The organism is Pantoea sp. Ap-967, from assembly GCF_011752565.1.
Taxonomy (GTDB): Bacteria; Pseudomonadota; Gammaproteobacteria; order Pseudomonadales; family Pseudomonadaceae; genus Aquipseudomonas.
Genome location: NZ_VWXK01000001.1, coordinates 451,464 through 477,263 on the forward strand (window position 1 = coordinate 451,464; position 25,800 = coordinate 477,263).

At 60.4% G+C, this 25,800-nt stretch carries 22 protein-coding genes; 12 read left to right on the plus strand and 10 right to left on the minus strand.

Going from position 1 to position 25,800, the window contains the following annotated elements:
• Nucleotides 1–160 precede the first annotated feature (160 nt).
• Both F3J45_RS02205 and F3J45_RS02210 read right to left on the minus strand, forming a co-directional pair.
• Nucleotides 161–1,435, minus strand: coding sequence for a glucarate dehydratase family protein (locus F3J45_RS02205; RefSeq protein WP_167056583.1), 1,275 nt, complete (start codon nucleotides 1,433–1,435; stop codon nucleotides 161–163).
• Nucleotides 1,432–2,826 (minus strand): MFS transporter, encoded by a 1,395-nt coding sequence (locus F3J45_RS02210; protein WP_167056588.1) that lies wholly within the window; start codon nucleotides 2,824–2,826, stop codon nucleotides 1,432–1,434. Before F3J45_RS02210 ends, F3J45_RS02205 begins: the two co-directional genes overlap by 4 nt.
• Nucleotides 2,827–2,936: 110 nt before the next feature.
• Between F3J45_RS02210 and F3J45_RS02215 the strand changes: the two genes are divergently transcribed.
• The 7 genes from F3J45_RS02215 (at nucleotide 2,937) to F3J45_RS02245 (ending at nucleotide 10,915) form a co-directional block, all read left to right on the plus strand.
• Entirely contained in the window at nucleotides 2,937–3,860 is a 924-nt protein-coding gene (locus tag F3J45_RS02215) for a LysR family transcriptional regulator (protein ID WP_167056591.1), read from the plus strand.
• 110 nt (nucleotides 3,861–3,970) lie between these two features.
• The gene (locus F3J45_RS02220; protein ID WP_167056594.1) at nucleotides 3,971–5,026 is read left to right on the plus strand and encodes a LacI family DNA-binding transcriptional regulator; all 1,056 of its coding nucleotides are present in this window, start codon (nucleotides 3,971–3,973) and stop codon (nucleotides 5,024–5,026) included.
• A 317-nt stretch (nucleotides 5,027–5,343) separates the two neighbouring features.
• The gene (locus F3J45_RS02225) at nucleotides 5,344–6,072 is read left to right on the plus strand and encodes a gluconate 2-dehydrogenase subunit 3 family protein (protein WP_167056597.1); all 729 of its coding nucleotides are present in this window, start codon (nucleotides 5,344–5,346) and stop codon (nucleotides 6,070–6,072) included.
• A gap of 19 nt (nucleotides 6,073–6,091) precedes the next feature.
• On the plus strand, nucleotides 6,092–7,861 hold the full coding sequence (locus tag F3J45_RS02230) for a GMC family oxidoreductase (RefSeq protein ID WP_167056600.1): 1,770 nt from the start codon (nucleotides 6,092–6,094) through the stop codon (nucleotides 7,859–7,861).
• Nucleotides 7,862–7,864: 3 nt separating this feature from the next.
• Nucleotides 7,865–9,178 carry a cytochrome c gene (locus F3J45_RS02235; protein ID WP_167056603.1) on the plus strand — a complete coding sequence of 438 codons (1,314 nt, stop codon included), beginning with the start codon at nucleotides 7,865–7,867 and terminating at the stop codon, nucleotides 9,176–9,178.
• A 142-nt stretch (nucleotides 9,179–9,320) separates the two neighbouring features.
• Nucleotides 9,321–10,586 (plus strand): carbohydrate porin, encoded by a 1,266-nt coding sequence (locus tag F3J45_RS02240; protein ID WP_205300350.1) that lies wholly within the window; start codon nucleotides 9,321–9,323, stop codon nucleotides 10,584–10,586.
• A 164-nt stretch (nucleotides 10,587–10,750) separates the two neighbouring features.
• Complete coding sequence (locus F3J45_RS02245; RefSeq protein WP_167056611.1) at nucleotides 10,751–10,915, plus strand: hypothetical protein; 165 nt, start codon at nucleotides 10,751–10,753, stop codon at nucleotides 10,913–10,915.
• Between the two features lie 39 nt (nucleotides 10,916–10,954).
• Here F3J45_RS02245 and F3J45_RS02250 read toward each other — a convergent pair whose 3' ends face one another.
• The 6 genes from F3J45_RS02250 to F3J45_RS02275 form a co-directional block, all read right to left on the minus strand.
• Nucleotides 10,955–12,049: a mandelate racemase/muconate lactonizing enzyme family protein gene (locus tag F3J45_RS02250; protein ID WP_167056614.1), complete on the minus strand. Its 1,095-nt coding sequence runs from the start codon at nucleotides 12,047–12,049 to the stop codon at nucleotides 10,955–10,957.
• A gap of 86 nt (nucleotides 12,050–12,135) precedes the next feature.
• On the minus strand, nucleotides 12,136–12,966 hold the full coding sequence (locus tag F3J45_RS02255) for a hypothetical protein (protein WP_167056618.1): 831 nt from the start codon (nucleotides 12,964–12,966) through the stop codon (nucleotides 12,136–12,138).
• 34 nt (nucleotides 12,967–13,000) lie between these two features.
• On the minus strand, nucleotides 13,001–13,816 hold the full coding sequence (locus tag F3J45_RS02260; RefSeq protein WP_167056621.1) for a ribonuclease activity regulator RraA: 816 nt from the start codon (nucleotides 13,814–13,816) through the stop codon (nucleotides 13,001–13,003).
• 134 nt (nucleotides 13,817–13,950) lie between these two features.
• Nucleotides 13,951–15,309 carry an MFS transporter gene (locus F3J45_RS02265; RefSeq protein WP_167056624.1) on the minus strand — a complete coding sequence of 453 codons (1,359 nt, stop codon included), beginning with the start codon at nucleotides 15,307–15,309 and terminating at the stop codon, nucleotides 13,951–13,953.
• Between the two features lie 93 nt (nucleotides 15,310–15,402).
• Complete coding sequence (locus F3J45_RS02270; RefSeq protein WP_167056627.1) at nucleotides 15,403–16,977, minus strand: UxaA family hydrolase; 1,575 nt, start codon at nucleotides 16,975–16,977, stop codon at nucleotides 15,403–15,405.
• Nucleotides 16,978–16,992: 15 nt separating this feature from the next.
• Nucleotides 16,993–18,252, minus strand: coding sequence for a UxaA family hydrolase (locus F3J45_RS02275; protein WP_167056631.1), 1,260 nt, complete (start codon nucleotides 18,250–18,252; stop codon nucleotides 16,993–16,995).
• 260 nt (nucleotides 18,253–18,512) lie between these two features.
• Between F3J45_RS02275 and F3J45_RS02280 the strand changes: the two genes are divergently transcribed.
• The 5 genes from F3J45_RS02280 (at nucleotide 18,513) to F3J45_RS02300 (ending at nucleotide 23,426) form a co-directional block, all read left to right on the plus strand.
• Complete coding sequence (locus tag F3J45_RS02280; protein WP_167056635.1) at nucleotides 18,513–20,084, plus strand: IclR family transcriptional regulator C-terminal domain-containing protein; 1,572 nt, start codon at nucleotides 18,513–18,515, stop codon at nucleotides 20,082–20,084.
• A 146-nt stretch (nucleotides 20,085–20,230) separates the two neighbouring features.
• A complete protein-coding gene (locus tag F3J45_RS02285) occupies nucleotides 20,231–20,695 on the plus strand; it encodes a nuclear transport factor 2 family protein (protein ID WP_167056638.1) in 465 nt (154 codons plus the stop codon).
• On the plus strand, nucleotides 20,692–22,083 hold the full coding sequence (locus F3J45_RS02290; protein ID WP_167056640.1) for an aldehyde dehydrogenase (NADP(+)): 1,392 nt from the start codon (nucleotides 20,692–20,694) through the stop codon (nucleotides 22,081–22,083). The genes F3J45_RS02285 and F3J45_RS02290 overlap by 4 nt, the downstream gene beginning before the upstream one ends.
• A 12-nt stretch (nucleotides 22,084–22,095) precedes the next feature.
• The gene (locus F3J45_RS02295; RefSeq protein WP_167056643.1) at nucleotides 22,096–22,389 is read left to right on the plus strand and encodes a Dabb family protein; all 294 of its coding nucleotides are present in this window, start codon (nucleotides 22,096–22,098) and stop codon (nucleotides 22,387–22,389) included.
• A 245-nt stretch (nucleotides 22,390–22,634) separates the two neighbouring features.
• Entirely contained in the window at nucleotides 22,635–23,426 is a 792-nt protein-coding gene (locus F3J45_RS02300) for an NAD(P)-dependent oxidoreductase (RefSeq protein ID WP_167056647.1), read from the plus strand.
• Between the two features lie 42 nt (nucleotides 23,427–23,468).
• On the opposite strand, the gene F3J45_RS02305 is transcribed toward F3J45_RS02300, so the two are convergent.
• Together F3J45_RS02305 and F3J45_RS02310 are read right to left on the minus strand one after the other, a co-directional pair.
• Nucleotides 23,469–24,401 (minus strand): alpha/beta hydrolase, encoded by a 933-nt coding sequence (locus tag F3J45_RS02305; RefSeq protein ID WP_167056649.1) that lies wholly within the window; start codon nucleotides 24,399–24,401, stop codon nucleotides 23,469–23,471.
• A gap of 64 nt (nucleotides 24,402–24,465) precedes the next feature.
• Entirely contained in the window at nucleotides 24,466–25,710 is a 1,245-nt protein-coding gene (locus F3J45_RS02310; protein WP_240164500.1) for an MFS transporter, read from the minus strand.
• Nucleotides 25,711–25,800 lie beyond the last annotated feature (90 nt).

The following is a 25,800-nucleotide window of genomic DNA, read 5'->3' on the forward strand; positions in this document are numbered from 1 at the left end:
GCTACCGAAGCTTGTCGCAAAAGCATCATTCATGAAACTAAAAAAATCAATAAATGACTCAATAAGCATCATTTTTAGACAAGCAAAATGCCCGCCGCTCTTTTAAGCAGCGTGCCAACACATTTAGCAGCGGCCGCGGCGTTCGCCGCGGCTGCCTTCATTAGTAGCGTGGCTTGACTGCTTTCCAGTCAGACCGGTAACGCTGCATCTGCCTGACGTCGTCACGTTGGCGAATGCCACACGTCAGGTATTGGTCATGCAGCTTACCCAATTGATCGTAATCGAGCGCCACGCCGAGGCCCGGCGCGCGGGTGATCTGCACGCAGCCATCGACGATTGGCAGCTTGCCGCCCTTGATTACCTCTTCGTCCGGCTCCTGCCACGGGTAGTGGGTGTCGCAGGCGTAGTCGAGGTTGGGCACCGCTGCCGCAACATGGGCCATGGCCATCAGGCTGATGCCCAGGTGAGAGTTGGAATGCATCGACACGCCCAGGCCAAAGGTCTCGCACATCTTGGCCAGGATCTGGGTGTCGCGCAGGCCGCCCCAGTAGTGGTGATCGGCCAGCACGATCTGCACGCTGTTCTGAGCGACGCTGCGGCGGAACTCGTCGAAGTCGGTTACCACCATGTTGGTCGCCAGCGGAAGGCCGGTGCGCCGGTGCAACTCGGCCATGCCCTCCAGGTTCGGGGTTGGGTCCTCGTAGTACTGCAAGTCGTCACCCAGTAGTTCTGCCATGCGGATGGCGGTTTCCAGTGACCAGTTGCCATTGGGGTCGATTCGCAACGGCAGGCCCGGGAAGGCCTTTTTCAAAGCCTTGATGCACGATACCTCGTGCTCCGGCTCCAGCGCGCCGGCCTTGAGCTTGATGCTCTGGAAGCCGTAGGCTTCGATCATGCGCCGGGCCTGGGCGACGATCTGCTCCTCGCTGATCGCCTCGCCCCAGTTGTCCGCTTTGTAGGGCGAGTCGATGTGCCGGCCATACTTGAAGAACAGGTAGGCACTGAACGGAATGCGGTCTCGGATAGCGCCACCGAGCAGGTCCACCAGCGGTACGTTCAGCGAATGCGCTTGCAAGTCGAGAAACGCCACTTCGAAGGCGGAATAAGCATTGCTCAACGCCTTGCTTGCATGGGAGCCAGGCGCCAGCTCGGCGCCAGCCAGGGAAGCAGGCCGATGCGCGGCTACGGTGGCCTTGACGATGCTGCGCAGCTGGTTGAGGTTGAACGGATCCAGCCCGATCAGTTGCTGCTGCACCGCCTGCTGAATAGCCAGCGCCGGGGCATCGCCGTAGCTTTCGCCCAGGCCGATGTAGCCGGTGTCGCTTTCGATCTCGATGATCGAACGCAACGCGTAGGGTTCATGGATGCCGCTGGCATTGAGCAGCGGCGGGTCGCGGAAGGCGATCGGGGTGACGGTGACGCGGGCGATTTTCAAGAGGCTGCTCCCTGTGGACCGGTACGCATGGCGTGATGATGGGTTTGAGTTTGAGCGGCGACGGGGCCGGAAGTCTCCACCTTGGATTGGCCGGGCGAGCCACTGCGAGGCGCGGTGCGAGCGAAGAACACTGCCGCCGCAGCCAGTAGCGAAGTGGCCGCCAGACCGTACAACCCGCCCTCGATGGAGCCAGTGGTCTGCTCCAGGAAGCCGAAGGCGGTCGGCGCGACGAAGCCTCCGAGGTTGCCGATCGAGTTGATCAGGGCGATCACCGCCGCCGCGATTCGGGCATCGAGATATCCCTGCGGGATCGGCCAGAACAACGCCGAGGCGGCCTTGAAACCAATTGCGGCAAAACAGATAGCGATGAAGGCGAACGCTGCGCCACCAGTGGTTGACATGAACATGCCGAACGAGGCGATAACCAGCATCAGCGCAACCCAAGCCTGCTGGTGCTTCCACTTGCTGGCCATGGCAGCGAAGACGTACATCGCGACAATGGAAATGAGCCACGGGATCGAGTTGAACAGGCCGACCTCGAAATCACTCAGGCTGCCCATCTTCTTGATCATGCTCGGCAACCAGAACGTTGCGCCGTAGATGGTCAGGGCTATGGCGAAGTAGATGAAACAGAACAGCGCGATCTGCTTGTCGGCGAGCAATTTGAACGCCGAGGGACGACTGACCTGATTTGCCTCGCGGGCTTTCTGCTCCAGCTCGATGGCCGTGACCAGTGCGTCCTGTTCGTTCTTGCTAAGCCATCGGGCTTGGCGAGGATGCGACTGCAGCCAGAACCAGACGAACCCGCACAACACGATGGAGGCGAAGCCTTCGATCAAGAACATCCATTGCCAGCCATGCAGACTCAAGCCGTTGATGTGCAGCAATGCGCCCGATACCGGCCCGGAGATCACCGACGCAATGGCCGAGCCGCTGAGGAAGATCGCCATCGCCTTGCCACGCTCGGCGGCCGGCAGCCACTGGGTGAAGTAGTAGATGATGCCAGGGAAGAAACCCGCTTCGGCCGCTCCCAAAATGAAGCGCAAGACGTAGAAACTGGTCTCCCCGCGAACGAAAGCCATGGCCATGGCGGCCGCGCCCCAGGTGAACATGATTCGGGTCAGCCAGGCGCGGGCACCGTAGCGTTGCAGCAGCATGTTCGAGGGTACTTCGAAAATCGCGTAGCCGATGAAGAACAATCCGGCGCCCAGACCATAGGCGGCTGCGCCAATACCCAGGTCGGTTTCCATTTGGCTGCGCACAAAGCCGATGTTGACCCGGTCGATGTAGTTGACGATGAACATGATGACAAACAGCGGCAGCACATGGCGCTTGACCTTGGCAGCTGCACTTGCCAGGGCAGCTGGATCAGGCGAGATGGGAAAGGTCATCGCAGGTAACTCCCGTTGATTGTTTTTTTGGGGAACAAAACGATGATGGACGGCAGCCATTGTTGCTGTCTAATCTAACCTTTCATGCAATTGATACCCGGAATGAATCAATGTTCGAACTCACACAGCTTCGCTGCTTTACCACAGTGGCGACAGAGTTGAATTTCCGCCGGGCAGCCGAGCGTCTGAACATGACTCAACCACCGCTTAGCCGGCAGATACAGCTCCTGGAACATGCCCTCGGGGTCGAGTTGTTCACCCGCACCACACGCACGGTTACCCTCACAGCTGCGGGGCGCGCTTTTTTCGTTGAAGCGCAGAACCTGCTGGAGCGCGCACAGCAGGCTGCCGTCGCAGCAAGACGCTTCGCAGAAGGGGACATCGGTACTGTCAACGTAAGCTTCGTGGGCAGTGCGGTTTATGAGTTCTTGCCGAAAGTCATCGCCGAAGCGCGGGTAAACCAGCCGCACGTCAAAATCGTTCTGTCAGAGATGAACACTTATCAGCAACACGAAGCACTGCGCGCTCGACGCGTGGATCTGGCCATCGTCCGCGCCCCACTTCTCGAGCTGGGATATGCCACGGAATGCCTCGTGCGTGAACCCTTCGTCCTGGCTGTACCTTGCGACCATCGACTTGCCCGGCAAACGCCTCTTTCCATCAGTGACTTGGATGCCCAGCCGTTTCTGATGTACGCGCACTCGGCATATCCGCCGTTCAACGAATTGCTGACCGGAAGACTTCGATCTGCACGGGTGTCTCCCCAGTACGTTCAATGGCTGGGTTCATCGCTGACGATTTTGGCGCTGGTCAACGCGGGCATGGGCCTGGCTCTGGTACCGCGTTGCGCTAGCAGCGTGGTGTTCAAGAACGTGGTCTTTCGTGAGATTGATCTGGGTGAAGGTGTATTGAGTGAACTTCACCTGGCCTGGCACGAGGGCAACGACAACCCGGCGTTCACCATGTTGCTGGAGGGTTTGCGCTCGGCAGCCCGGGAGGGTTGGCCTGATACAGAATTGGCCGGTTTGGGTTAGAAACCTTCACAATCTCGCCCACCTGGCCGGGCCATAGTCCCATAATGCCGTTATCGCCGCAGAAGCGACTCAGGCCAGGCCTGAAATGCCCGATTGAATTAAGGAATATTATGTCCAAACTGCTTCCTACCATGGCCGATGTGGCGCGAGAGGCGGGAGTATCGAAAGTGACCGTCGATCGCGTACTGAACAAACGCGCGCCGGTAAAACCCGCCACTGAGCAGAAGGTGCTGGAAGCTGCCCAGCGCCTGCAGTTCGCGCTGGCCAAGATCCAAGATGTTCGAGGCGAACCCAGCACTGCGGCCGAGCCAGGCAGATCGAAATCCATCGCCTTCTTTCTGCTGCGAGGCGATGACGACTTTTACCGCGCGCTCGAACGAAGCATGAACCGTCAGGCAGATGCCCATTCTCAGGTGTCGCACCACGAAATTCATTTCATGGATGGCTTGACGCCTGAAGAGTGCGCGGAACTTATCCTGAAGCAAGGCGCAGGTCATGATGCGATTGCCTTGGCGACGGTCGATCACCCCAGGATCAACCAGGCAGTCGATCAGCTCAGCGACATGGGTGTGCGAGTGTGTACGTTCATCACTGACATTACCGCATCAATGCGCGCTGGTTACGTCGGCATTGACAACCGCAAGGCCGGGCGCACGGCGGCCTGGGCCATCAGCCGGTTGAGCTCACGGCCCGGCAAGGTAGGCATTTTGTTGGGTGACCACCGTTTTCTTTGCCAGGAACTCTGCGAAATCAGTTTCCGCTCCTATTTCCGAGAACGCTCTTCCCAGTTCAAGGTTCTGGAAACGCAACTGACGTTCGAATCGGCCGGGCAAGCGGCTCTTGTAACCCGTCAGCTCTTGGACGAGCATCCCGATCTCGTCGGTCTTTACGTAAGTTGCGGAGGCGAGGACGGCGTCATCGAAACGTTGAAATCCAGGGAACGACAGCATGACATCACTGTTGTGACCCATGACCTTACCGGCTCCACTCGGGACGCTTTGGTGGCAGAAGTGGTCGACATGACGATATCCCTACCCGTAGATCCAAGCGTCGCTGCCTTGATATCGCTCATGGTGGATGCTTCGGTGAACGGTAGCCACGTGCCGGGCATTGGCTTTCAGAACGTACTGATACCATTTGATATCAATACAATCGAAAACCTCTAAATAATGATGCTTTAGAAATCATTTCTTGATGTCTACCGCGTCAATTTGGCACACTGTCGGCCTTGACGAGCCTGCACCGCTTTAAAACGGTGCAGCTCATGGGCCAGTTATTGCAGTGAAGCGCGTATCGCAGACTGGGTCTTGACCCTGCCCTGTACTCCCCGCCTCCCCTCGTCTCTGGCAAGCCGCCGGGCCTTTGCGCCCTGGCGCTCTTTGTTGCACCCAGCGAATAACGCATGCGCGCCATACCGGGCGGGTAATCGGCTGCGCGCTTGATACTCAAAACCAAAAAACAAACCACAGACAGGAAACCGTGCATGAACCGAAGAGAAGCCCTGTTCTCCCTCGGTACGCTGGCCGCCACCATGGCGGTCGCTCCTGGGATCAAGGCCCTGGAACTCAAAGGCGTTCCTCACGAAACCCAGCTCAGCGACGACCATCTGCCCAAGCCTGCAGTGCGCAGCGGCGGTTTCATGGTGCTCGACGAAACAGAGCGCAAGACCCTTGCAGCGGCCTACGATCGCCTGTTGCCAGCGGACCAGTTCGGCCCGTCAGCAACCGAGGCCGGCTGCCTCGAATTCATCGACAGCCAACTGGCCGGTGATTACGGCACGGGCAAGGCGCTTTACCTGGAGGGCCCGATCCGTCCGGAAAGCGAGTTGCAACTGATGGGCTCCGCGCAATTCCTGGCTTCGCCGCTAGAGCGCTACCGCAGTGGGCTCAAGGCCATGCAGGCGTGGGCGCTCAAGACCCATGGCAAACCGTTCGCGGAGCTTGGCGCCGAGCAGATCGACCGCTTCCTCACCGAACTGGAAGGCGGTCGTCTGGTGCCGGATCCAGGCATCGACAGCAAAGGCTTCTTCGAACTCATGCTGCAGAACGTCCGCGAGGGCTACCTGAGCGATCCCATCTACGGCGGCAACCGCAACATGGCCGGCTGGAAGATGATCGGCTTCCCCGGTGCCCGTTACGACTACCGGCCCTACGTCGACCGTCGCAACGAAAAACTCGGCCTGATTCCCGTCAGCCTGATCCCCGCCGACTGAACCCGCTAAGGAACTACACATGAGTAATGCACGTCCCAAGGCCGACGTCGTGATTGTCGGCCTCGGCTGGGCAGGTTCGGTCATGGCCGAAGAGCTGACCCGCGCCGGCCTCAACGTCGTCGCCATCGAACGTGGCGCCTGGCGCGACACCTCAACCGACTTCCCGCCTGCCGTCGACCCCGATGAACTGCGCTGGACCACCCGCCGCGAGTTGCTGCAGCCAATGAGCGTGGAAACCACTACCTTCCGCAACCGCGTCGACCAGAAGGCCGCACCCGTACGCAGTTGGTCGGCCTTCCAGTTCGGCTGGAACGTCGGCGGGGCCGGCGCGCACTGGGCAGGCATGTCCTGGCGTTTCACGCCGTGGGACTTCGAAGTGGCCACCCGCACCCGCGAGCGCTACGGCGCCGGCAAGCTGAAGGAGCTGCAGGTGCAGGACTGGGGCGTCACCTATGACGAGATGGAACCGTACTACGATCGCTTCGAGCGCATCGCCGGTACCTCCGGCACCGCCGGCAACATCCAGGGCCAGAAACACCCAGGCGGCAACGTCTTCGAGGGTCCGCGCAAACGTGACTACCCGACGCCTGCGCTGAAAGACACCCACTGGATGCGCACGTTCCGCAACACCACCGACCAGCTGGGCTACCACCCGTTCACCATTCCGGCGGGCAACATCTCCCAGGCCTTCGTCAACCCGCTGGGTGTGACCATGGGGCCATGCACGTACTGCGGCTTTTGCGACTTCCACGGCTGCGGCAACTTCTCCAAGTCCTCACCACAGGCCTGCATCCTGCCGGCCCTGATGCGTCGCCCGAACTTCACCCTGTTGACCGACAGCGAAGTGCTGCACGCGGTCAAACACGAAGACGGCAAGACCTTGACCGGTGTGAAGTTCATCACCAAGGAAGGCGTCGAAGGCTTCCAGCCTGCCGACATTGTTTGCTTCACCGCCTATCAGATGGACAACGTGCGCCTGATGCTGCTGTCGCGGGTGGGCGAGCAGTACGACCCGCACACCGGGCGTGGCACCATCGGCCGCAACTACAACTACCAGACCTGCTCCAGCGTTACCGGCTTCTTCGACGACCACACCATGAACCCGTTCATCGGTGGCGGCGCGCTTGGGGTGCAGATCGACGACTTCAATGGCGATAACTTCGACCATTCCAACCTCGATTTCATCGGTGGCGCCGGGATCATGGGTTATTCCACCAACGGCCGTCCGATTCAGAACGCCAATACTGTGCGCCCTGGCACCAAGCGTTGGGGCAGCGAGTGGAAGAAAGCCTATTCGCGCGATTACCAGCAGGCAGCAGGCATTTTCTGCCAGGGCACCTCGATGCCGGTGCGCGGGGCCTATCTGGACCTCGACCCTACTTACAAGGACCGCCACGGCCAGCCGCTGCTGCGCCTGACCTTCGACTGGAACCGCAACGACACGCGCATGCTGCACTACACCACCCAGCGCGCGATCGAGATCATGAAGGCCGCCGGCGGCAAGGACATCATGGTCGACAACCAGACCGAGACCAGCTGGAACCCGTATATGCAGCACAGCTCGCACACCATCGGCGGTGCGGTAATGGGTGCCGACCCGCACACTTCGGCGCTCAATCCGTTTCTGCAGAGCTGGGACGCACACAACCTGTTCGTGGTCGGCGCCTCGGCGTTCCCCAACAACGGCGGCTATAACCCGACGGTCACCGTTGGCGCGTTGGCCATCCGGGCCGCGCGGGCGATTCACGAGCAGTATGTGAAAAACCCCGGCCCGCTGGTGAGGGGTTGAGCCATGACCACACTGAACAAGATCGTCAAATCCCTGGGCGTGGCGGCCGTCGTGATAGGTGCTGGCGCCGGCTGGCTGGCCTGGAAGACCTTTGACACCTCACGCTCGAACGTCGCCGATAACCAGGTGCGCCTGGCGGACTTCCGCAGCGCCGATGCCTCAGCCATCAAACGCGGCGAATACGTGATGCGCCTGTCCGACTGCGCGGCCTGCCACAAGGGCAACTTCGCCGGTGGATACACCATCGATACGCCATTCGGCTCGCTGGTGACCTCCAACATCACCCCCGATGCCGAAACCGGGATCGGGAAGATGACCGAGCGCGATTTCTTCAACGCCGTGCGCCAAGGCATGGGCTCCCATGGCCTGCTGTACCCGGCCATGCCCTACACCGCCTATACCAAGCTGGGCGACCAGGACATGCATGACCTGTGGGCCTACATCTCCACCATTGCGCCAGTGAAGAAGAAGATCGATGAGAACGCGGGCATGCACTTCCCGTACAACATCCGCCTGGCAATGGCAGGCTGGGACATGCTGTTCTTTGACAATTCCCCATTCACTGCACAACCCGCGCAGTCGCCTGACTGGAACCGTGGCAAATACCTCACTGATGGGCCGGCCCACTGCGGTACCTGCCACACACCGCGCAACCTGCTGGGCGGCGAACAAACCGGCAACTACCTGCAGGGCGGCCGACTGGGTGCCTGGTACGCCCCGGACATCACGCCGAACCCGCATACCGGCATCGGTCACTGGTCCGTCCAGCAAATGGCCACCTACCTGAAGACCGGATCCGACGGCAACGCCGTGGCCGCCGGGCCGATGGCCGAGGCTGTCGAGCACTCCTTCCAGTACTACCGGATGGACGACCTGCAGGCCATCGGTGTGTACCTGAAGTCACTCGCCGCCTCGCCGGGCAAGGCACCGCTGCCGATGCAGATCGACGCGCAGAAGGCCCAGGCCTCTGCCCTCGCCTACGAGGTCAACTGCTCGGCCTGCCATGGCCTTCAGGGTGAAGGCATCAAGGGCATGGTAACCGCGTTCGCGGGCAACACTCGGATCACCGCCGACGATCCGACCAACCTGATCCACGCGATGCTCAAAGGTGCCCGCGCGCCCCATACCGAGACGCTGCAGACCGCCGCCGGCATGCCTTCGTTCGCCTGGAAGATGGATGACCGTCAGATCGCTGACATCCTCAACCATGTGCGCAATTCGTGGGGCAACGGCGCCGCGGAGGTAACTGCCAAGGACGTGGCGACCCAGCGCAGCGAGCTGAACGCGCACGAAAAACTCAAGACGCCACAAGGCTGACAACAATAAACCCAGCTGACAGGGGCAGCGCAGAAAACGCCGGCCCCTCGCCTTCTACCTGTGCCAAGGAACAACAATGAAACGAGTGCCATTTGCCTGCATCGCGGTTGCATGCGGGTTGGGGGGAGCTGTTGACCATGCAATGGCCGATAGCGCCTTTGCGCCGCAGTCACGCTGGATGACCGGCGACTGGAACGGGAAACGCACCGAACTGCTGGAGCAAGGCATCGACATCAAGCTCGGCTACATTGGCGAGACTGCCACGCTGCTGGGCGGCGGATACTCGAAGGGCAAGCACCCGACACGTTACACCGACCAGTTCAGCATCGGTGCCGACATCGACCTGCAGAAGTTCCTGGGCTGGGAGGATGCAGCCTTCTCCATCGCGGTAGCCAACCGTAACGGCGACACCCTTGACGACGACATCAATGACCCCCGTGCTTCGGCCGTAGGCTCCGTGCAGGAAATTCACGGGCGTGGCAGCGTCACCCGCCTCAGCGAACTGTGGTTGAGCAAAGGCTGGTTCGACGATGGCATCAACCTGAAGCTGGGCCGCATGGCCTCCAGCGATGACTTCGCCAGCGAGGATTGCCTGTTCCAGAACGTCGCGTTCTGTGGCGCCCAGCCCGGCAACTACGTCAGCAGCATCCACAACGGCCCCATCAGCTCATGGGGTGCACGCCTGCGTTATCGGCTGGCGCCAGACTGGTACCTGCAGGCAGGGGCCTATGCGATCAACCCGGAAAACCTCGAAAACGACAAGGGATTCAGGCTGGACCCTGGCGGTACTGAAGGTGGCCACTTCCCGGTCGAACTGCTCTGGCGGCCGACCCTCGATGGCCTCCCGGGTGAGTACCGCCTCGGCTACTACACCACCACTGCGGCGGTCACCGATGTGTATCAGGACGCGTTCGGCCAGAGCGCTGCGCTCAGCGGCAACGCCTATCGCAATCGCGACCGCCGTCACGGCGCGTGGATCGTCGGCAAACAGCAACTTACCGAAGTAAACGGTGACCGCTCGCGTGGTTTGACGCTGACAGCCAGTGCCACCTTTCACGACCGCCAGACAACCCCGGTGGACAGCTATCAAAAACTCAGCCTGGTCTATGCCGGCCTGTTCGATGCCAGGCCGCGTGACGAGCTGGGCTTCGGAATAGCCCGCATGCATCTGAGCTCAAGGTTCTTGCGCAATGCCAAGAAGGCCAATGAACTGAGCGGCCTGGACGATGAAGCGACAGGCTTCGTGCCCGAGCAACATTCCCAGTACCAGGCGGAGCTGCACTACCGTATCCACGCAACGGGCTGGTTGAGCGTGATGCCGAACCTGCAATATGTAAAAGATCCTGCAGGCTTGCGGGAGATAGACGATGCCTGGGTACTCGGTTTGCAAGTTCAGAGTCAGTTCTAAGTTTGACCAACGCCTCTCAGCGCTCCTCTCGATCGATGATCGATGGGATCGCCGGGCGCCCGGCGGCAACCCAAGCGTGGTAGTCGGAAACCGAAGCTGGACTCGGCGGATAAACGCCCCACAGTGCTTCGCCCGCGGTAATCCGCATGGCCAGGTAGCTTTCGATGTCGTCCTGCACGCTGCACGCTGCACGCTTCGGCCAGTTCCTCGGCCAGGTGCGCCGACACCACGGTCAGGCCGTCGGCGTCACCCACGATGATGTCTCCCAGGTAGGTGGCCACCCCGGCGCAAACCATCGGCACCTGCAGGTCAGCCACATGTCGGAGTAGGCGTGAATGAGGGACGTTATTGTGGGCTCTCCTCGTGAGTCAGGGGCGCAAGAATTTCGCGATCACTGCCTCATCCGGCTCAAGGCCAATCCCGGGTTGATCACTCAAGGTAAATTCGGCGCCATGGCGAATAGGGCTTAGGTCGATCAACCAGGCGTCGGGCTCTACATACAGGTATTCCACCTGCATCATTTGCGGGAACGCGGCTGCCAGATGCAACGTGGCCAATAACCCTGGACCGAAATACGGGCTGTGCGGCAACACCCCAATGCCGTGTTGATCGGCGGTGTGCATGACTCGCAAGAACTCGCTGATACCGCCGACCTTGGTCACACTGGGTTGTATGTAGTCGACCGCACGCGCTTCGATGGCTTGGCGGAACTGCTGTTCAGTGCACCAGTTCTCCCCCGCGGCTATTGGCACCGTTGCATTACGCAGGCTGTTCAGTGCCTTGAAATCCTCGGGTGGGAAAATTGGCTCCTCCAACCAGGATATATTGCCCATTTGCCCAAGACGCTGCAGGTGGGCATGGGCGTCGGCCACTGACCAACTGCAATTCACATCCACGGAAATTGGCACCTGACCTCGAGTAGCAGCATGGCAAGCTTCTATCGGCTCCATGCTTATCTCGTGCAGCTTCAGACTAGTGAAGCCTTCGTCGAGCGCCAAACCACATACCTGCGGAGCGATCCGGGCATCGTTGTAGCGTACCAGGCTGGCATAGGTCGACAAGCGTGTGCGCTCACCCTGACCGAGCACCTTGTAAAGGGGTTTGCCGACGCGCTTTGCATAGAGGTCCCAGAGCGCCATGTCGACACCTGAAATCGCGAACAGGGTGACACCATAACGCCCAAACAGGTGCAACTGGCGCTGTATTTGCTGGTTCCATGCTTCAATGGAGTCGACCTTAGTGCCTTCCACCATCGGCTTGATCAGCGAGTCGATCACCGAACAGGTCGCATCCGCGATGAAGTAGGCAAAAGACTCGCCCCAGCCAACATTGCCCTCGGTGTCCTCTACGCGTACCAGAACGGTTTCCAGCATATTCCAGGTAGTCGGGGTAATGCCCTGGCCACTACCACCGTCCTTGAAGGGAATTTCGACAATGCGCGCTTGTACCGAACGTATCTTCATGTACTTCTACTCAATTCAATTGAAACGTACTGCGCTCTGTTCAGCGGTCGGCTGAACAGAGCGTTCATTAGCCGATGCCATGCACGCTAACAGGTAGTTGGCGGCATGGGGTACTCGTCGGCATTGCGCACGAAACCGGCCATTTTCGAGAAGTCCATGCGTGGAGGGGCGAATACATCCACCAGCCAGCACCCTGCCTCCATGGCTTGAGTGGTATGAATCTGGCCCGCCGGAATGGTGAGCAGCGACGGACTCCCGACCTCCAGATGCTGGTCGGCTTGCCACTGGGTCGAATCAATTCCCCACGGTGCGCGCAAATGATGAACAAACTGCCCGGCCCCGGTGAGGGTGATCTGCTCGTAGTCACTGTGCGAATGCGGCTTGAGTTTGCGGCTATCGCGTTTACCCGGGTAGACGTCGGTAATGTTCACCATCAGGTTGCTCGAACGGAAACACCGACCTGGCAAGCTTCCATTCACGTAGTGCTGCAACGGGTAATGACGTAGGCGGAAGCCATCTATTGGCGACGGCCAGTCGATCAACGGGGCGATCTCGGCGGCACCATCGGCATAGTCCGCCTGATTCACGGCCAGTTCGACCAAATCAGTGGCGCGATGGCTGAAGATTCTTGCCAGCCAGCCCGAGCCCTCTGCCTCGATCACACTGTGCCCAGGCGGAGCGATGAAAAGATCATCACCATCGCCAAACAGCGTCTGCGTGCCTGCCGTGGCAGCAACCATGATGCCAGCGGGGGCAACGACCATGTACTCATCGACATTGTCACGCTCCAGTCGCGTGTGGCCATTCACCCAGGTCATGGCCACCATGAAATTGGCGGTTCGCACATAGCGTGTCGCACCGGCCTCATACAGGCTGCCGTCAGGCAGCGAGTAATCCTGCAATGTCTGCTTGCGCACCCTGTCACCCTCCCTTACTGACCATGGTCAGGGTTCACTTCTGTGGCAATGCCGGACGGCCATCGGCTACCCATTGCTGGTATGCCTGACGGGTCTTCTCGTCCGCCGGGAACACGCCCCAGATCGGATCACCGCTGCCAATCCGTTGGGCGATGTAGTTCTCGATGTCGTCCTGGGCTTCGCAGACATCGGCAAGCTCATCGGCCAAGTGGGCCGGAATCACGGTGATGTTGTTGCGGTCACCATGAATGATGTCACCAGGGAATACGGCAACGCCGGCACAACCGATCGGAACTTGCAGATCGGCTACATGGTGGAACGACAAGCGTGACGTCGCAGTTACGCCAGCACACCATGCGGGAATTTCCATCTCGGCGATCTCGTCACCGTCACGGTAGGCACCGTCGGTAATCACTGCGCGGGCGCCACGCAGCATCATGCGTTTGATCAACACATCACCCATTGCGGCAGCTCGGGAGTCGCCACGACTGTCAATGACCAGAACATCGCCCTCGGCCACTTGCTCGACGCCGAACCACTGCAGGTTGTCCGGGTTAGGGCCTGTGGTGACGGTGGCCACGGTATCAAGATCTTCACGGGCCGGAATGAAGCGCATGGTGTATGCACGACCCGCGAACGGCTTGGTGGCTTTGTTCAGCGCAGTGATGCCCACCATCACCGGTTGACGATAACCGCGTTTGAACAGTTGCGTGGTCAACGTGCCGCTGGACACTTTCGCCAAACGCGCCAGCGTTTCATCGGACACGAACTTGTTATTAGTGCGGGCAGCGAGTTCGTCCAGCGTAGGTTCTACGGCGTTGGAGATTTTTGCGCGATCATGCGTGCTCATGTTCAATCCTACCTTCTTTAGATTAAGTGAATTCGTCTAACGCAAGGTGCAATCACCCGCAGTCTTGAATACTCAAGACTGAAACCAACTCAGGACGGCAACCTTGCGAAAGACTTGTTTTTAGAAATGGACCTTCAGTCCAGCGCCATGCGCTGAATCTTGCCGACAATGACCCAGTAACTGAAAACAGCAACCAGCCCGTGAACACCAACGTAGATAAGCGCGCTGGCGAACGAACCGCTCGATTGCAGCAAGTAGCCGATCACCACCGGGGTGACGATCCCGGACAGGTTTCCGATGGCACCGAATACGCCCCCTGTCGTACCGATCAGGCGTTTCGGCGCAGTATCTGCCACCACTGCCCAGCCCAGGGAGCCGAAGCCCTTGCCAAAGAACGCCAGGCTCATGACCACCACTACCAGCCAGGCCGAGTCGATCAAGGTGCAAAGCATGATGCTCGCGCTCAGCAACAAACCAATGGTGATCGGTGTCTTACGCGCAATGCTCAGGCTGCCGGTCTTTTTCAACAGTGCGTCGGAGACGAAGCCGCTGGATACGCCCCCGATCAGACCGCACAGCGCCGGGATCGCCGCGATGAAGCCAGCCTGCAGGATGTCCAGGCCACGGTCCTTCACCAGGTAGATCGGGAACCAGCTCATGTAGAACCAGGTGATTGCGTTGATGCAGTACTGCGCGAGGAAAATCCCCACCATCATCCGGTTGCGGAACAGTTGCCGGATGTCGGCCCACTGCGAAGTCTTTTTTTGGCCCTGCCCCTTGCTGCCTAGGGTTTCCAGGTCGACAAGGCCTTCGCCGGCGCGGATGTATTCCAGCTCCTCGACGGGCAGTTTCGGGTGCCTGACCGGCAGGTAATAAAACTTAGCCCAGATAACGGCCACCACCAGGCCGATCAGACCCATGACGATGAATACCGAATCCCAGCCGTACTGATGGCACAACCAGCCCATGAACGGGGTGAAGATCGCCAGCGACAGGTACTGGGCGCTGTTGAAGATCGCGCCTGCAGTGCCGCGCTCCGACGATGGGAACCATGAGGCGATCACCCGCCCACCCGCAGGTCCCACAGGCGATTCGCACACGCCCAGCAGGAAGCGCATCACCAGCAGCGCCAACACGACCATTGGGAAGTAATGGGCAAAGCCCATCAGTATCGTGACCAGCGACCAGGTCGCAACCGCCAGGCCCATGGCCAGTTTCGAACCGATCTTGTCCGCCAACCAACCCGCCGGCATCTGGAAGATGACATAGGCCCAGCTAAAGGCAGAAAACAGATATCCAAGTTCGACAGCGCTGATATTGAGTTCCTGGGTCATGGTACTGCCGGCCACCGACAATGCAGCACGATCACCAGCGCTCAAGGTCAAGACCAGGGTAATCAGCGCCAGCATGCCATAACGCCAATAAGTAACTTTCTTCGCATCTGCGACATCCAGCGGCGCAGCCGCAGATGTCATGCCGATATCTTTGCTCATCGGAATCGCCTCATATTATTTTTGAATGGCTTTTGGCAGAACAGTTGATGCACGCCCGGCGTTATGCCGGGCAAAACACCGAGTAAGGTGAACTCAATCCACCACGCCTAGAGGCCATGGCACGAATTCGTTAATGCCAACGCCTAACGCCTCGCTCTTGGTGGGAAGGCCACTGGCATGTTGCAGTACCTGTTGGAAGATGATTTCTCCCATTTGCGCGATCGTCGCTTCACCGTCGATGATCACGCCGCAATTGATGTCCATATCGCCCACCATCCGCTCGTACATGGGCGTGTTGCTCGCCAGCTTCACGGTTGGCGCCGGTACCGAGCCGAAGCATGAACCTCGGCCGGTGGTAAAGCAGATCAGGTTGGCGCCGCCGGCGATCTGGCCAGTGGCCGCAACCGGGTCGTAACCCGGCGTATCCATGAACACCAGGCCTCGGGCGTTAACCCTTTCGGCATATTGGTAGACCTCCATGAGCGGCGCGTTGCCTCCCTTCTTCGCCCCACCCAGGCTTTTCTCAAGCACGTTGGCAAGTCCGCCGGCATTGTTACCAGGACTGACCCGACCATTGATCTGGGTATCCTTACCTTCGTTGTAGCGCAGCCACCAGTTGATTCGGTCCACCAGTTTCTGCCCCACGGCCGGGGTCACCGCGCGGGCCGTCAAGGTGTGCTCGACACCGAAGATTTCAGAGGTTTCCGAAAGGATTGCAGTGCCACCGTTGGCGATCAGCAATTCCATGGCGGCGCCCAGTGCCGGGTTCGCCGAAAGGCCGGAAAAGCCATCGGAACCACCACACTGCAAACCCACCACGATGTGTTCGGCGGATACCGGCTCGCGTCGCACTTGGTTGGCGTGCGGCAGCATGGCCTGGACGGCCGCGATGCCAGCTTCGAGGGTGCGTTTGGAGCCGCCCAGGTCCTGCATGACGAGCGTCTTGAGCTGCCCTCCCTCCTCCAGGCTATGTGCCCGCATGAAGTAATCCAGGTCGTTATCTTCTTCACCCAGAGCGATCAGCACGCCGCCAGCATTGTTGGGATGAACGATGTAACCGGACAGCACCCGGTGCAGGTATTCCATTGGCTCGCCAGAGCGCTCCATCGCAGCGCCTTGCTCGTGCACATAGGGCACCACGCCATCGACATTCGGGTAGGCTGCCAGGCGTTCCGGGGTGAACCACGCGGCTACCTGACGAGCGACGCTCGCGGCGCGGTGACTGACGCAGTACACACCGATGTAGTTGCGCGTGGCGACGCGCCCGTCGCTGCGGACGATGCCCTGGAACATCGCCTGGCGTTCGGCGGGCACGCGCTCGGTTGCTTTGTAGTCCAGGCCGAACCGGTAGTCTTTGACCACCTCATCGAAGTTGATGTTGTGGCTGTGCAGCCAGGTGCCGGGTACGACATCTTCGGCGGCATAGCCGATCACGGTGTTGTATTTGAGGATCGGTTCGCCACGCTTGATGGCAATCGCGGCGATTTTGTGGCCCGCGGGTACCTCATGCAGGGTCACCAGTTGCTCGCTGGGTACTGGAGTGCCCGGTTGGACCGCCACCCGGGCAACAACTACGTTGTCACGCGAATCAAGCCGGATGAATGGCGATTTGACGGCCTTTTGGCCCAATGCTTGTGGGCTGGCCACGGATTCGGTTGCGCTAGTCATCATGTCATCCTCGGCTCAGGCCAGAACACCCTTGGGCCACGGCGCAAACTCCGTGTTGCCCACGTTGAGTATTTCGTTGCAGGTCTTGTGTCCGGACGCATAGCGCAGTACCGCATCAAAAATGCACCGCCCCATGTCCTCGACACTCAGGCGCCCTTCCAGAACACCGCCACAATCAACATCCAGGTCGTCGTTGAAATGGGCGAAGACCTGGCTGTTACTGGCCAGCTTGATGGTCGGCACCAGCGCCGTGCCAAAACCTGATCCCTTGCCAGTGGTGAGGCACAACATATTGGCGCCGGCAGCCATTTGCCCACTCGCGGACACCGCCTCGTCACTTGGCCCGTCCATGAACACCAGGCCGGGCTTGGTGATGGCCTGACCATAGTCATAAACTGCTTGGATGGCGGAGTGACCACCACGTGCCAATCCCGCACTAGCCTTGTCGCGTACACTGACAAACCCGTTGGCATCACTCAGAGCGATTCGGTTACTGCGAGTGTCGCGGCCAGCCTGATAGGCCCGCCAGCCTTCGACCCGTCCTCGCAAGGCCTGCGCCACCTGGTCGGTTGCGGCATGGGGTGCGAGTTCGTCACTCAACGCCACGAGATCGGGCGTATCGGAAAGAATCACCGAACCACCCTGCTCCACAATGAGATCCATGGCCGCGCCCAGTGCAGGGTTGGCAGAAACCCCGCATTGCGCGTCAAGGGATGCCGACAGCAAACCCACGCACAGATGACTGGCGGAAACAGGTTGGCGTTCGAACTGATTGGCGAGCGGCAGCATGCTCTCAATCGCCTCGATACCCTGGCGCACTGCGGCTGCAGTCCCACCTGCCTCCTGCAGCACGACGGTATGCACGGTGGCGCCGCGCGCCAGGTTTTCCTGCTCAAGGAAACCATAGATGTTGTTGCGTTCGCAGCCCAATGCCAACACCACAGTGCCCGCATTGTTAGGGTTGCGAATGCAGCCGCCCAATGTCCTCCTGAGCACGTCCATGAACTCGCCAGTCATTTCCATGCCGCAACCGAGTTCGTGAATCAGCGGTACTACACCATCGACGTTCGGCCAGGCAGCCAGACGCGCAGGAGTGAAATGATCGCTGACCATCCGGGCCGCACTTGCTGCGCAATTGCCGACGATGGTCACAGCAAGAAAGTTGCGAGTACCCACGCTACCGTCGGCGCGCACGTATCCATCGAAGGTGGCCACGGCAGGCAGGATGGAACGGGCTTCCTGCCCTCCTGTTATTGAGTTTTCAGAGTTGTACACGGCGTTCTCCGTAGCGTTTCGACCTGCTCGCCGCCAGGCTGGGGTGACGAACGATCGCTTAGTTGTTGTTCTCTACGACTGGCCAGGCGACCAGGCGGCGGATGGGTCCGCGTAGACATCCGCGCTGGCTCGGCTTAACCTTGGGCAAGGTCAGTTGCCCCTCCCTTTCGACTATCACTCAACCCACCCGAGGCCGGAAGCGCCCCGCGAACACTGCGCAAGCCAGCCATCGGGTTTGTTCCACATAATGGGAGCAGGCTGTGACAAGAACTGCCGGAGACGGAACCGGATCGCTGGAAAAGGCGATCGACATACTCGACCTGATCAGCGATGCGCCTCAGGGGCTGAGTCAGAATGAGCTCGCAGAGCGCCTGGGCCTGCCGCGGACCACGCTGTATCGCATCCTCGCCACCCTCATCGCCCGCGGGCTGGTCCGCCGCGACCCGGGCCGGCGCCTCTACTGCCTGGGCTTTCGCTGTCTGGAAATGGCCCGCCAGGTCTATGCGCTGCCCGACCTGGTGTCTGCGGCCGCTGCAGAGTTACGCAACTTGCGCGACCTGACTGGCGAGACCTCCTACGTGGGCGTGCTCGAAGGGCTGGATGTCATCTCCCTGGAGCGATTCGACAGCCCGCACTCCATGCGCTCGAATGCATCGATGGGCCATCGCAAACCTATCTACGCAACCAGCCAAGGCAAGGCGATCCTGTCCGCACTGCCGGAGCATGAACGCGATGCGATGATTCGCGAGGTTTCGCTCAAGGCCCTGACACCCCTGACCATTACCGATCGCCGCCGCCTGCAGTCGGAGCTGCGCATCATTCAGCGGCGCGGCTATGCCATCGACGATGAAGAGAACGTATTGGGAACCCGCTGCGTCGGTGCGCCCGTGGTCGATATGGATGGCGTCGTGCGTGGCGCCATCAGCGTGGCCGGTCCAGCCTACCGCCTGCCGCTGGCGCGTATCGAGTTGCTTGGCCCTGAATTGGCGGAAGCTGCACGCCATATCGGCAGCCAGTTGCATTCATCGAAGGCAAGTGCCTCGGAATCTGCCGTCACAGCGCTGGAGCAGGTGCCCAAGTCCATTCACGCCAGTCAGCCCCTGTGGGATTCGCGAACGCAAACGCTTTGCTGGCTGGATACGCTTGCCCCAGCCTACCGTACCTGGCAACCGCAAGCGGGCCCAACACGCGTAATGATGGCTGAACCGATCATTGCCATGTTCACTTGGGAACACACCCCGGTGCTGGTACTGGAAAATACCGCGTTTGCCTTGGAGGGTGCCGAGCCCCGGCCGCTGCCAATGTGGTTGCACAAGCACGTTCGCGCAATCTGCAACCGCTCCGCCAGTACGTTGTGGATGTCGGTGGGTACTGGTCAGCAGAGTCGCATCGGAATAGTCGAACGCGACGGCACCTTCGAAAGCATCTGGCAACTGGCCGAGCCGGTCGATCATCTGCTGTGGCACGAAGAGAGCGGGACACTTTACGCCAACGCACCGCAATCAGGCTCACTCCTGATGCTAAAGCCAGGTAACCAGGCTATCCGCAAGTTCGCCACGGTGCCGCGCAGTTCGGGGATACTCAGCGGCCTGGCCGTCGATGCCAAAGGCGGGCTGTGGACGGCGCTGCGCGAAGGCTGGAGCGTGGTGCACTTTTCTCAGGACGGCGTGCTTGACAACACCATTCCGCTGCCGCTGCCTTGCCCGACCGGCGTCGCCATCGCGGGTGACGCCGGCGAGACGCTGTATGTCACCTCTTCTCGGCATGACATCGCGTTGGACATCCTGAAGAAAGCACCCCTGTCGGGGTCAATCTTGCAGATCGACCTCTAGCCATTCGTTCCATTATCTGGGACGACCTCGCCTAAAGGGCGCCGGAGTGACCGTTGCGCCCTTGCCTGCCCCTGTCCGCTCCCTAGTATCGGAGAGACTACCGGAGCGTGCTCCGTTCGAGTCACCCAACGAAGGAACCGCGTGATATGCCTGGCATCGATCAATCCAAGTACAGTGCCCTCATCCGGCGCTATTTCGCCGCATGCAATGCTGCCGATCGTGATGAACTGCTTGCATGCTTCACCCCCGACGCCGTCCATTATTTCCCGGCCGGGCTGCCTGAAATTCCGTGGCGCAGTGCGGCAACCATCGCCGACAAATGGATCTGGTGCGTCGAGAATCTAGGCTCGCAGTGGACCATCGAAAAGATTCTGGTCAGCCACGACAGCCATGAAGCGGTCATCGAGTGGACCCACTGGAAAAGCAAACTGGGCACTGCCCTGCGCGGTGATGAGTGGTACGTCTTCGATGAACAAACGGGCCTGATCAAAGAGATCCGCGCGTACTACGCCTCACCGGCACAGAAGGACGTGCCGATCAATGAACTGCTCGACTTCGACTACAGCGGTCGCGGCTACCACCTGGAGCCAGTTGCCAAGGAGGCCAAATGAACGAGCATGGCCTGATCGACAGCGCCGTAGGTAAAGCCCGTGCGGCTGCGCCAATGTGGGCGCAGGCAAGCATTTCCACCCGGACCCACCTGCTGCGCAGCCTGGCGGATGCCCTGGAGGCGGGCAAGGACGTGCTGGTGCAGTTGGCGGATGATGAAACTCATTTGGGCGCTCCACGCCTGAATGGAGAAGTGGCCCGTACCGCGTTTCAATTGCGTGGCTTCGCCGAGCAGTTGGAGTTGGGCAAGTCCCAGATCCGCATTGTCGATGAAGCCGTGGTCGGTGTTCCACCCGTCGGGCGCCCGCAACTGACTCGAGTACTGCGCCCCCTGGGACCGGTGGCCATGTTCTCGGCCAGCAACTTTCCTTTCGCCTTCTCTGTGCTAGGCGGCGACACCGCTTCTGCCTTGGCGGCCGGTTGCCCTGTGGTCATCAAGGCGCACTCCGGGCATCCCAAGTTGTCGCAGGCAGTCTACGACCTTGCCCTGAATGTGATCGAAAACCAAGGCCTGCCTGACGGGCTACTGACCCTGGTCGACAATGCCAGCCGTGGCGCTGGCGCCTACCTGGTGCAGCATCCGGACATTGCAGCAGTCGCTTTCACCGGTTCGTACCAAGGCGGCACTGCACTGTGGAAGCTGGCCAACGAACGGCCACGCCCCATTCCTTTCTTCGGCGAGCTGGGGTCGATCAACCCTCTAGTGGCCTTGCCTCACGCTCTGGAACAGAACGGTGAGGCGCTGGCAAATACCCTGGCCGCTTCTATGACGCTCGGCTGCGGTCAATTCTGCACCAGCCCCGGCGTGATCGTGCTACTTGAAGGACAAGCTAGCGAGCGTTTCGTCGGGCAACTTGTCGAAGCCCTGGCGCCGATCAAGACGCACGCCATGCTGACAGCCGGCATACTCGCTGGCTTCGAACAAGCCAGTGCCCATGTTGGGGCAAACGCCACCACATTGCTCGCTCCTGGCGAAGCTGACGCAGGCCCGGCACCGCGCTTGTATGCCTGCGACGCTGCCACGTTCGTGGCCAACCCTGCGCTGCGCGAAGAGATGTTCGGACCCGGCGCACTGGTAGTGAAAGCGAGCGATCTGGAGCAGGTGCATCAGGTTCTGGACGCCATCGGCGGTACCTTGACCTGTACCCTCTGGGGCGTCGATCAGGACACGCCTGCCAACCGTGCGTTGGTGCACGCCGCCGAGGCTGTCAGTGGCCGCGTGCTGTTCGCCGGCGTTCCTACCGGCGTGGCGGTGTGCGCGGCACAGCAACACGGTGGGCCGTGGCCGAGTTCGACTGCACCGCAGACCACTTCGGTAGGTTACGCGGCGATGGAACGCTTCCTGCGGCCCGTGGCGCTACAGGATGCCCCAGTCTGGGCGCAGGGCTGAGGAGAACCGACCATGATGAGACACTTGGTGATGTTCCGCCGCCTGCCAGGCATGGCGGCGAATCCGGAACTGGAGCAACAGCTGGTAGAGCGTATGCATCGCCTGCCGGAACAGATCGACTTCATAAGGGACTGGACCGTTGCGGCCAATGAGCTCAAGCGCCCGATCTGCTGGGACTACGTGCTAGATGCTGGCTTCGACGACGCCACTGCCGTGGAGCGCTACCTGCCACACCCGGCACATCAGGCACTGGTCGCCGAGCTGAAGCAGTACTTCGAATGGGTCGCGGTCGACTACACCCACTAAAGCCCTGTCGAGCCTCAACTCAAGCCGCCCCAGGTTTACGCCTGAGGCGGCTTCGCTTACAGGGGCCAAGCGTTGGCCGTCCTGATTGCTCCCAGGATGTGGAACACGGCGACCGCAAGGGCATGCCGGTCACGTCGCTGACTGCATGCACAACCTGGACTTCTGCGATAGTGCAATGACGTTTGCTCGTGTGCCTTAGCGTCGCACCAGCCCGACTTCTCATAACAACGCCAAGAACGATGACCATGAAAACTGTTTTGATTACCGGCGCCGCTGGCGGCATCGCTGCTGCAATACGCCCACTGCTGCGTGACCGCTATCGCTTGCACTTGCTGGATCGTGTTGCCCTGGATGATTTGCAGCCCGGTGAAACGGGCTTCATCGCCGACCTCTCGGACCAGGCAGCAGTGCTGAAGGCCTGTGAAGGCGTGGATGCAATCATTCACCTGGCTTGCGCCCATAGCCTGGACATCAGTTTCGAAGCGACATTGGATGCCAACTACCGCGGCACCCTCCACCTGCTGGATGCTTGCCAGCGATTCGGCATCGAGCGATTCGTCTTCGCCAGCAGCCATCATGTCGTTGGCCATCACGCTGCAGAGGGCTTTCGAAATGACCGTGCCGAAATAGCGCCTGACGGATTTTACGCACTGAGCAAGGTGTTCGGAGAAGGCGCAGTGTCGCTGTATGCCCATCGCACCGGTTTGCGCGCATTGATCATTCGCATTGGCAGTGCTGGGCCTCACGCCGTCGACGGGCGACGCGTACGCCTGTGGGTGAGTATTCGTGACTTGTTGCAACTGATCCAGATTGGCCTGGACCATCCCGCGTTGCGTTGTGACACCGTCTACGGCGTCTCTGATTGCCCAGAGGCGTTTTTCCCCAACCGTCGTGCGCTGGAACTCGGCTATACGCCGCAGGATCGCGCCGATGAACATCGGGCGGACAACTTCGTTGCGCTTGCCGATATGCCCGACAGCGAGGGGCCTGGGTATGTTGGAGGCCCCTACATGCCACATCCGCTGAAGCTTGCCTGAACAAGCGCTACCCGCTGGTTGCCTGGTAACCAGCGGTAAAGGTCAGTTCACCGCCAGAGCGGCTCGCACGTGGTCGGCGACGCGATCATACAGCGCAGCCACCTCGGTGATGCCGGCATCGCGCAGGCAGCCGTGAACGAGGCCCTCCCCCACATACAAGGAACTGGCCACACCCTCCGCCAGCAGACGGCAGTGATACTCGATACCATGATCGCGCAGCGGGTCATGCTCCACCACGCCGATGAAGGCGCTGGCGAGGCCCCTGAGGGTCAAGGCATTCAGCGGCATGGCGGTGGCAGCGTCGCGATCCTCCGGGTTGGGTAGGTAGGTCTCGATGGAGGCTTTCAAGGCAGCGCTGGTCAGAAACGGTGCATCGGCGCACTCACGGGCGGATGGCAGCTGCTCAGAAGCCGTCAACACCGGATACAGCAGCACCTGGGTCAAGGGCTGTACTTGGCCTTGAGTCTGCAGCGCCACACACAAAGCCGCCGCTAACGTACCACCAGCGCTTTCGCCGCAGACCAGCATTCGTACTGTCGACAGAGACGGGCGCAAAGCGCCACGACGTAACAGGTGCCAGGCCGTCAGGGTATCCTCTAGCGCTGCAGGATAGGGCTGCTCCGGGGCCAGCCGGTACGCCACCGCAACCACAGCTATCGGCACGCGCTGCATGACCGGGTAGACGAACCAGTCATGACTGTCGAGATTACCCATGCTCCAGCCACCGCCATGCAGATAGAGCATGACTGGCCAGCCTCCGTCCGGGGGCTCGCCTGCAGGTAGGTACAGACGCAAGCTCAGGCCATCCAGGCAGATGTCGTGCAGGGTCAGGTTGCCAGGAGTGGCCGGGGTGAACGCACGGCACAGGGCCTGGAATGCTACACGTCTGGCGTTCAAGGAGTTATCAAGCGGCGTGAAATGAGCGCTGCGCTCAAGCAGCGCCTGGATCGCAGGCGTCAACACGTATGAAGTCATTGTTCCGGACTCGCAGGCAAAAGAAGAACGGGCCGCATGGCGACCCGATCAGAATCGTCAGTCGTCACGCTGTACGCGCGACACCGATGGCGTTGGCTCCATTGCGCCCTACGAAGAACGCCACAATCATCGCGCCCGCAATGCCCAACGCACCGGCCAGGATGAACCCTGTGGAATAGGTGCCCGATTGCTGGATCAAGTAACCGGTGATGGTAGGCCCGACGATGCCGGACAAGTTGGCCAGACCGTGCATGAAGCCGCTGGCGGTGCCAACCTGATTGCTGGGTACGCTGTCCTGGATCAACGCCCAATAGGCCGGCGCGGTCAACATGAGAAAACCAATGGCAACAGTCATCACGGCCACGGCGACGGTAACGCTGTCGACCAAACCCGTCACGCCGATGCAGGTTGCCGCGGTCAGCAACGAAGGCACCAATACGACCTTGCGCGAAAGGGTCTGCTTGCCCGTGCGACGGAAGATGTAATCCACCAGAATGCCACCCCCAAGATACCCGACCGCGCCGACCAACCAGGGCAGCGAGTTGACGATGCCCATGTGCTGCAAGCTCACCCCTTTGGCATCGACCAGATAGCTGGGGAACCAAGTCATGAAGAAGAACAGGATGTAGTTGTAACAAAACAGCGAAATCCCAGTCAGTAGTACCGAACGGTTACGCAGCACGTCGCCAAACGAAGCTTTTTCGCCGTTTGCCCCCGGGATATCGCTCCGACCTTCGTTGATCAGTGCCAGTTCTTCGGGGCTTACCTTGGGGTGTTGGGCCGGGGTCTCAGTCACCAGCCTTGCCCAGGCGATTACCCAGAGCAGCCCGAGCACACCCATGACCACGAACGCTACACGCCATCCCAGCCACAAGGCCATGAAGCCGATCACCGGCCCTGCCAGTGCGCCACCGATCGGCCCGCCGGCCTGGTTGATACCGGCCGCGCTGGCGCGTTCCTTCAGCGGGAACCAGACATTCACCACTTTGTTCGCGGTAGCCGAGTTGGGCCCCTCGCCCGCCCCGAACAGCGCCCGCGCCACGATCAGGTACCAGAAGTTGAACGCCGCTGCGGTGGCCGCGCACACCACAGACCAGCCACCCATCGACCAGATCAGTACCCGACGGCCACCGAAACGGTCGGCGAGGTAACCACCAATGACATTGAACGCGGCGTAGCCTACGGAGAACGCGCTGAAGATCAGCCCTTTCTCAACTGGAGTGAGATGAAAGTCCTGGGTAATGAACGGCATGGCAATCGACAACGCGGCGCGGTCGATGTAGTTGATGATCATGGCCAGCAGCAGCATGAATAGCACAACGGAGCGGTATTTCTTTTTATTGTTGAACATGAGTCACCTTCGAGGTGGTGGGTGGGCAGGGCTTGCAAGCACCTGCCA

Bases quoted from the DNA above. Each gene is read 5' to 3' on its own strand.
- F3J45_RS02210 (WP_167056588.1), bottom strand. From the start codon at position 2,826: ATGACCTTTCCCATCTCGCCTGATCCAGCTGCCCTGGCAAGTGCAGCT.
- F3J45_RS02215 (WP_167056591.1), top strand. From the start codon at position 2,937: ATGTTCGAACTCACACAGCTTCGCTGCTTTACCACAGTGGCGACAGAG.
- F3J45_RS02220 (WP_167056594.1), top strand. From the start codon at position 3,971: ATGTCCAAACTGCTTCCTACCATGGCCGATGTGGCGCGAGAGGCGGGA.
- F3J45_RS02225 (WP_167056597.1), top strand. From the start codon at position 5,344: ATGAACCGAAGAGAAGCCCTGTTCTCCCTCGGTACGCTGGCCGCCACC.
- F3J45_RS02230 (WP_167056600.1), top strand. From the start codon at position 6,092: ATGAGTAATGCACGTCCCAAGGCCGACGTCGTGATTGTCGGCCTCGGC.
- F3J45_RS02235 (WP_167056603.1), top strand. From the start codon at position 7,865: ATGACCACACTGAACAAGATCGTCAAATCCCTGGGCGTGGCGGCCGTC.
- F3J45_RS02240 (WP_205300350.1), top strand. From the start codon at position 9,321: ATGGCCGATAGCGCCTTTGCGCCGCAGTCACGCTGGATGACCGGCGAC.
- F3J45_RS02245 (WP_167056611.1), top strand. From the start codon at position 10,751: ATGTCGTCCTGCACGCTGCACGCTGCACGCTTCGGCCAGTTCCTCGGC.
- F3J45_RS02250 (WP_167056614.1), bottom strand. From the start codon at position 12,049: ATGAAGATACGTTCGGTACAAGCGCGCATTGTCGAAATTCCCTTCAAG.
- F3J45_RS02260 (WP_167056621.1), bottom strand. From the start codon at position 13,816: ATGAGCACGCATGATCGCGCAAAAATCTCCAACGCCGTAGAACCTACG.
- F3J45_RS02265 (WP_167056624.1), bottom strand. From the start codon at position 15,309: ATGAGCAAAGATATCGGCATGACATCTGCGGCTGCGCCGCTGGATGTC.
- F3J45_RS02270 (WP_167056627.1), bottom strand. From the start codon at position 16,977: ATGACTAGCGCAACCGAATCCGTGGCCAGCCCACAAGCATTGGGCCAA.
- F3J45_RS02285 (WP_167056638.1), top strand. From the start codon at position 20,231: ATGCCTGGCATCGATCAATCCAAGTACAGTGCCCTCATCCGGCGCTAT.
- F3J45_RS02290 (WP_167056640.1), top strand. From the start codon at position 20,692: ATGAACGAGCATGGCCTGATCGACAGCGCCGTAGGTAAAGCCCGTGCG.
- F3J45_RS02295 (WP_167056643.1), top strand. From the start codon at position 22,096: ATGATGAGACACTTGGTGATGTTCCGCCGCCTGCCAGGCATGGCGGCG.
- F3J45_RS02300 (WP_167056647.1), top strand. From the start codon at position 22,635: ATGAAAACTGTTTTGATTACCGGCGCCGCTGGCGGCATCGCTGCTGCA.
- F3J45_RS02305 (WP_167056649.1), bottom strand. From the start codon at position 24,401: ATGACTTCATACGTGTTGACGCCTGCGATCCAGGCGCTGCTTGAGCGC.
- F3J45_RS02310 (WP_240164500.1), bottom strand. From the start codon at position 25,710: ATGCTGCTGCTGGCCATGATCATCAACTACATCGACCGCGCCGCGTTG.